The organism is Phenylobacterium sp. (assembly GCF_035475775.1).
Classification (GTDB): domain Bacteria; phylum Pseudomonadota; class Alphaproteobacteria; order Caulobacterales; family Caulobacteraceae; genus Phenylobacterium.
In genome coordinates, this window is record NZ_DATIMC010000119.1 from 1 (window position 1) to 6352 (window position 6352).

5 protein-coding genes and 1 pseudogene are annotated in these 6352 nt (G+C 68.1%); 5 read left to right on the forward strand and 1 reads right to left on the reverse strand.

Annotation, left to right across the window (positions count from 1 at the left end; translation table 11 throughout):
• A pseudogene (locus VLI41_RS14595) lies at positions 1–2017 on the forward strand (DNA-directed RNA polymerase subunit beta'); the annotation flags it as partial.
• 79 nt (positions 2018–2096) lie between these two features.
• Here VLI41_RS14595 and VLI41_RS14600 read toward each other — a convergent pair.
• Positions 2097–2813, reverse strand: a complete 717-nt coding sequence (locus VLI41_RS14600) for a hypothetical protein (RefSeq protein WP_325268814.1) — start codon at positions 2811–2813, stop codon at positions 2097–2099.
• A 199-nt stretch (positions 2814–3012) separates the two neighbouring features.
• Here VLI41_RS14600 and rpsL point away from each other — a divergent pair, with 199 nt between their 5' ends.
• From rpsL to VLI41_RS14620, 4 genes are all read left to right on the forward strand, one after another.
• Complete coding sequence (gene rpsL, locus VLI41_RS14605; RefSeq protein WP_325268815.1) at positions 3013–3384, forward strand: 30S ribosomal protein S12; 372 nt, start codon at positions 3013–3015, stop codon at positions 3382–3384.
• A gap of 59 nt (positions 3385–3443) precedes the next feature.
• Positions 3444–3917 carry a 30S ribosomal protein S7 gene (gene rpsG / locus VLI41_RS14610; RefSeq protein WP_325268816.1) on the forward strand — a complete coding sequence of 158 codons (474 nt, stop codon included), beginning with the start codon at positions 3444–3446 and terminating at the stop codon, positions 3915–3917.
• Positions 3918–4016: 99 nt separating this feature from the next.
• Positions 4017–6095 carry an elongation factor G gene (gene fusA, locus VLI41_RS14615; protein WP_325268817.1) on the forward strand — a complete coding sequence of 693 codons (2079 nt, stop codon included), beginning with the start codon at positions 4017–4019 and terminating at the stop codon, positions 6093–6095.
• Between the two features lie 50 nt (positions 6096–6145).
• On the forward strand, positions 6146–6352 hold a 207-nt coding region (locus tag VLI41_RS14620), incomplete at its 3' end, for a GTP-binding protein (protein ID WP_325268818.1).

Genomic DNA, 6352 nt, shown 5'->3' on the forward strand with positions numbered 1-6352 from the left:
GCAAGCCCAGATGAAGCAGCTCGGCGGGATGCGGGGCCTGATGGCCAAGCCGTCCGGCGAGATCATCGAGACGCCGATCATCTCGAACTTCAAGGAAGGCCTGACCGTCCAGGAGTACTTCAACTCCACCCACGGCGCCCGCAAGGGCCTGGCCGACACCGCGCTGAAGACGGCGAACTCGGGCTACCTGACCCGCCGGCTGGTCGACGTGGCGCAGGACTGCATCATCAACGAGGAAGACTGCGGCACCACGCGCGGCATCACCCTGCGCGCCGTCGTCGAAGGCGGCGATGTGCTGGTTTCGCTCGGCCAGCGCGTGCTGGGCCGGTTCGCGGCCGAGGACGTCAAGGACCCGGGCACCGGAGAGGTGGTCGCGCCGGCCGACAGCTACCTCGACGAGAACATGATCGAGGCGATCGAGGCCGCGGGCGTGCAGGCGGTGAAAGTCCGCTCGGTGCTCACCTGCGAGACCAAGAACGGCGTCTGCGCCGCCTGCTACGGCCGCGACCTGGCGCGCGGCACGCCGGTGAACATCGGCGAGGCGGTCGGCGTCATCGCCGCCCAGTCGATCGGCGAGCCGGGCACCCAGCTGACCATGCGGACCTTCCACATCGGCGGCACCGCCCAGGTGGCCGAGCAGTCGTTCTACGAGTCCGCCAACGAGGGGGTCGCGAAGATCAGCGGCGGCAACACGGTGACGGCGGCGGACGGCGCGCTGATCTCGATGAGCCGCAACCTGCAGCTCACCGTCCAGGTCGATGGCAAGGACCGTGAGGCCTACAAGGTGCCCTACGGCGCCCGGCTGCGGGTCAAGGACGGCGACAAGGTCAAGCGCGGCCAGCGGCTGGCCGAATGGGACCCCTACACCACCCCGATCATCACCGAGGTGGGCGGACGGGTGCGCTTCGAGGACCTGGTGGAGAACGTCTCGGTCCGCGAGGAAGCCGACGAGGCCACCGGCATCTCCAACCGGGTGGTCATCGACTGGCGCGCCTCCACCAAGGGCTCGGACCTGCGTCCGGCCATGGCGGTGCTCGACGCCGAGGGCGCCTACAAGCGCATCTCCAACGGCGGCGAGGCCCGCTACCTGCTGCCGGTCGGCGCCATCCTGTCGCTGGGTGACGGCGACGAGGCCAAGCCCGGCGAGGTGCTGGCCCGGATCCCGACGGAAAGCGCCAAGACGCGCGACATCACCGGCGGCCTGCCGCGGGTGGCGGAGCTGTTCGAGGCCCGTCGTCCGAAGGACTGCGCGGTGATCGCCGAGATGGACGGCCGGGTGGAGTTCGGGCGCGACTACAAGAACAAGCGCCGCATCAAGATCACGCCCGAGGACGGCGGCGAGGCGGTCGAGTTCCTGATCCCGAAAGGCAAGCACATCGCCGTGCACGACGGCGACGTGATCCGCAAGGGCGAGTACCTGATCGACGGCAATCCCGATCCGCACGATATCCTGCGGATCCAGGGGATCGAGGCTCTGGCCGACTTCCTGGTGAACGAGATCCAGGAGGTCTACCGGCTGCAAGGCGTGCCGATCAACGACAAGCACATCGAGACCATCGTCCGTCAGATGCTGCAGAAGGTCGAGATCCTCGAGCCCGGCGACACCGGCCTGCTCAAGGGCGACCACCTCGACAAGCTGGAGGTCGAGGAAGAGAACGCCAAGGCGGAAGCCCGCGGCGGCCGGCCGGCGCTCACCCAGCCGGTGCTGCTGGGCATCACCAAGGCGTCGCTGCAGACCCGCAGCTTCATCTCGGCCGCCTCCTTCCAGGAGACGACGCGGGTGCTCACCGAGGCGGCGGTGCAGGGCAAGATCGATACGCTCGAGGGGCTGAAGGAGAACGTGATCGTGGGCCGCCTGATCCCGGCGGGCACCGGCTCGTACCTGCGCAACCTGCAGCGGATCGCCGCCCGGCGCGACGAGCAGCTGGCCGCCAGCCGCGAGCCTGCGATGGCGCCGATGGAGCCTCTGCCGGAGTCGATCGCCGAGGCGGCCGAGGCCGAGCACGTCGAGTCCTAGGCATTCCAGTCAGTGCGCGTACCGAACGGCCCGGGAGCGATCCCGGGCCGTTTCGCTGCGCCGGCGCGCCGCGGCTTAGCTAGCAACTCCCGTCGCGAAGGCGCGGCTGCTCGCCGCCGCTGGAATCCCGGTAGGCGCGGCAGGCTTCCTTGTGCTCGGCGGCGCGGTCGAACGCCTCCTGCTTGTCGCGGGCCAGTCCCAGTCCCTGGAAGGGGGCCGTCTTCGCACCCTCGCCCAGCTGTTCGAAGCAAGCCTCGCGCTCGGCGCGGGTGAGCCCGACCGCGTCCGGATTGGCGCACCCCACAGGGCTCGCCCGCAAGGTGGCGCGCAGGTCGGTCTTGGGGCTCTCCGGCAGCGGGGCGGGATGGATCGCCACCGGGCCGGGCGGCGCCGGGCGGGACGGCTGAACGGCGGGCGGGACCGGCAGCGGGGCGATCGGCGGCGGAAGCGCGAAGGGCTGGGGCCTGCGGTGCAGCCGGATCGGGGCCGGCCGTCCGGCCGGCGCGGGCGGCGTCTTGGGCATCAGCAGCACCGGGATGATCGGTTCGGGCGGGCCGCCGGTCTCCGGCGGAATGACCAGGCTCGGCGCGTGCAGGGCCACCGCCACGAGCAGCACGAGGTGGAACGCCGCCGATAGCGCCAGGGCTCCGATCCTGCGGCCGCGCTTCGGCCCATCCATCCGCGGCCCGTCCCCGTTGCAGTCGACGCCCAGCAACGCTGCTTCGCGCGGCCTTTTCGTGACCGAAACCGCACCGTAGATTGCGGCCAAGGCGCCCGCCAGCAGACGTTGACGCAAGGCCGCTTCGCGACTATGTAGCGCGCTCTTTCGAGGCCGGGAGCATCTCCCCGTCCCGATGAGCTCTTCCCGCCGGAACGCCGAGCAAAGCGTCCCGGCGAGTTTTTGCGTTCACCGGGCGGCCTCGAAGACCATGACAGTCAAGGACCCCTTGAGGCGCTTCGGCCTAACGGCACACGCCTCCCGCAAGCGAGAATAGATGCCGACAGTCAACCAGCTCATCCGCAAGCCGCGCTCGCCCAAGCCGTCGCGCAACAAGGTGCCGGCCCTGAAGGGCTGCCCACAACGCCGCGGCGTCTGCACCCGGGTCTACACCACGACCCCGAAGAAGCCGAACTCCGCGCTGCGCAAGGTCGCCAAGGTGCGGCTCACGACGGGCATCGAGGCGGTGTGCTACATCCCCGGCGAAGGCCACAATCTGCAGGAGCACTCGGTGGTGCTGATCCGCGGAGGCCGGGTGAAGGACCTGCCGGGCGTCCGCTACCACATCCTGCGCGGTGTCCTCGATACCCAGGGGGTGAAGGACCGCCGGCAGCGCCGCTCGCTCTACGGCGCCAAGCGGCCGAAGTGACGATGAGCGAAGCGAACGTCGTCCCGGCGAAGGCCGGGATCCAGAGTTAGGAATATCCCATGTCCCGCCGCCGCCGCGCCGAGAAACGCGAAGTCCTTCCCGACCCGAAATTCGGGGACATCGTCGTCACCAAGTTCATGAATTACGTGATGTACGAGGGCAAAAAGGCCGTCGCCGAGAACATCCTCTACGGCGCCTTCGACATCCTGGAGGCCCGCCGCAAGGACATGGGCCCGCTGGAGGCGTTCCACGCCGCGCTCGACAATGTCGCCCCGGCCATCGAGGTGCGCTCGCGCCGGGTCGGCGGGGCCACCTACCAGGTGCCGGTCGAGGTCCGTCCCGAGCGGCGCAGGGCGCTGGCCATCCGCTGGCTGGTGAACGCGGCCCGCTCGCGCGGCGAGAACACCATGACCGAGAAGCTGGCCGGCGAGCTGCTCGACGCCTCCGCCAACCGCGGCGCGGCGGTCAAGAAGCGCGAAGACACCCACAAGATGGCCGAGGCCAACCGGGCCTTCTCGCACTACCGCTGGTAACCCTCCCATAGGCTGCTTCCCGGTGCGGGCGGTTTGAGCTAAACCGCCCGCGCCGTTCGTTCAGCCCCCCACGAACAGCTTTTTCGCAGAGCATCCGCTATGCCCCGCACGAATAAGATCGATGACTACCGCAATTTCGGCATCATGGCGCACATCGACGCCGGCAAGACGACGACCACGGAGCGGATCCTCTATTACACGGGCAAGAGCCACAAGATCGGCGAGGTCCATGACGGCGCGGCCACCATGGACTGGATGGAGCAGGAGCAGGAACGCGGCATCACCATCACGTCGGCCGCGACGACCGCCTACTGGAAGGGCAAGCGCCTCAACATCATCGACACCCCCGGCCACGTGGACTTCACCATCGAGGTGGAGCGCTCGCTGCGCGTGCTCGACGGCGCCGTGGCCGTGCTCGACGGCAACCAGGGCGTGGAGCCGCAGACCGAGACGGTCTGGCGCCAGGCCGACCGCTACAACGTCCCGCGCATCGTGTTCGTCAACAAGATGGACAAGATCGGCGCGGACTTCGACAAGTGCGTGGAATCCATCCGCGACCGGCTGGGCGCCAAGGCCGTGCCGATCCAGCTGCCGATCGGCTCGGAAGCCTCGCTGAGGGGCGTCATCGACCTGGTCCGCATGAAGGCGGTGATCTGGGATTCCGAAGGGCTCGGGGCGAAGTACCACGACGAGGAGATCCCGGCCGACCTGCGCGAGAAGGCCGAGGCGGCGCGGCATTACATGATCGAGAATTCCGTCGAGCTCGACGACGAGGCGATGGAAGCCTACCTGTCCGGCGAAGAGCCCTCCGAGGAGGTGGTCAAGGCCTGCATCCGCAAGGCGGTGCTGACCGGCGCCTTCTATCCGATCCTGGCGGGCTCGGCGTTCAAGAACAAGGGCGTCCAGCCGCTGCTCGACGCGGTGGTCGACTACCTGCCCTCGCCCGTGGACATCCCGCCCACCAAGGGCATCGACTTCCGCACCGAGGCCGAAGTGGAGCGCAGGGCCTCCGACGACGAGCCGCTCTCGGTGCTCGCCTTCAAGATCATGGACGACCCGTTCGTGGGCTCGCTCACCTTCTGCCGCGTCTATTCCGGAAAGCTGGAGAGCGGCATGGCGCTGCTCAACTCGACGCGCGACAAGCGCGAGCGGGTCGGGCGGATGCTCCTGATGCATTCCAACAACCGCGAAGACATCAAGGAAGCTTACGCTGGCGACATCCTCGCCCTCGCGGGTCTGAAGGATACGCGGACCGGCGATACGCTCTGCGATCCGAGCCGCTCGCCGGTGATCCTGGAGCGCATGACCTTCCCGGAGCCGGTGATCGAGCAGGCCATCGAGCCGAAGTCGAAGGCCGACCAGGAGAAGCTCGGCGTCGCGCTCGGCAAGATGGTGGCCGAGGACCCGTCGTTCAGCGTCTACACCGATCCGGAGTCGGGGCAGACGATCATGAAGGGCATGGGCGAGCTGCACCTCGACATCAAGGTCGACATCCTGCGCCGGACCTACAAGGTCGACGCCAACATCGGCGCGCCGCAGGTGGCCTACCGCGAGACCTTGGGCAAGCGCGCCGAGATCGACTACACGCACAAGAAGCAGACCGGCGGCTCGGGCCAGTTCGCGCGCATCAAGATCGTCTTCGAACCGACCGAGGCGGGCTCGGGCTTCAAGTTCGAAAGCGCGATCGTAGGCGGCGCAGTGCCGAAGGAATACATCCCCGGCGTCAGCAAGGGCCTCGAGAACGCCAAGGAGAACGGACTCCTGGCCGGCTTCCCGGTGATCGACTTCCGGGCCACCCTGGTCGACGGCGCCTACCACGACGTCGACTCCTCGGTGCTGGCTTTCGAGATCGCCGCCCGCTCGGCGTTCCGCGAGTTGCGGGAGAAAGCCTCGCCCAAGCTGCTGGAGCCGATCATGAAGGTCGAGGTGGTGACGCCGGACGACTACGTCGGCGACGTGATCGGGGACCTGAACAGCCGGCGCGGCCACATCCAGGGCTCCGAGACCCGCGGCAACGCCCAGGTGATCACAGCCATGGTGCCGCTCGCCAACATGTTCGGCTATGTGAGCCAGTTGCGCTCGTTCTCCCAGGGCCGGGCGCAGTTCACCATGATGTACGACCACTATGAGCCGGTGCCGCAAGCGGTCGCCGACGAGGTGATCAAGAAGTACGCCTAACCATCCAACCCTAGTTTAGAGGACAGGCCCGGACAGGGCTGGAGCTTGAAATGGCCAAGGAAAAGTTCAACCGCAACAAGCCGCACTGCAACATTGGCACGATCGGTCACGTGGACCATGGGAAGACGACGCTGACGGCGGCGATCACCATGACGCTGGCGAAGACGGGCGGGGCGACGGCGAAGAAGTACGAGGAGATCGACGCGGCGCCGGAGGAGAAGGCGCGCGGGATCACCATCAACACGGCGCACGTGGAG

Coding starts and splice junctions, on each gene's coding strand:
- rpsL (WP_325268815.1), top strand. CDS start 3,013: ATGCCGACAGTCAACCAGCTCATCCGCAAGCCGCGCTCGCCCAAGCCG.
- rpsG (WP_325268816.1), top strand. CDS start 3,444: ATGTCCCGCCGCCGCCGCGCCGAGAAACGCGAAGTCCTTCCCGACCCG.
- fusA (WP_325268817.1), top strand. CDS start 4,017: ATGCCCCGCACGAATAAGATCGATGACTACCGCAATTTCGGCATCATG.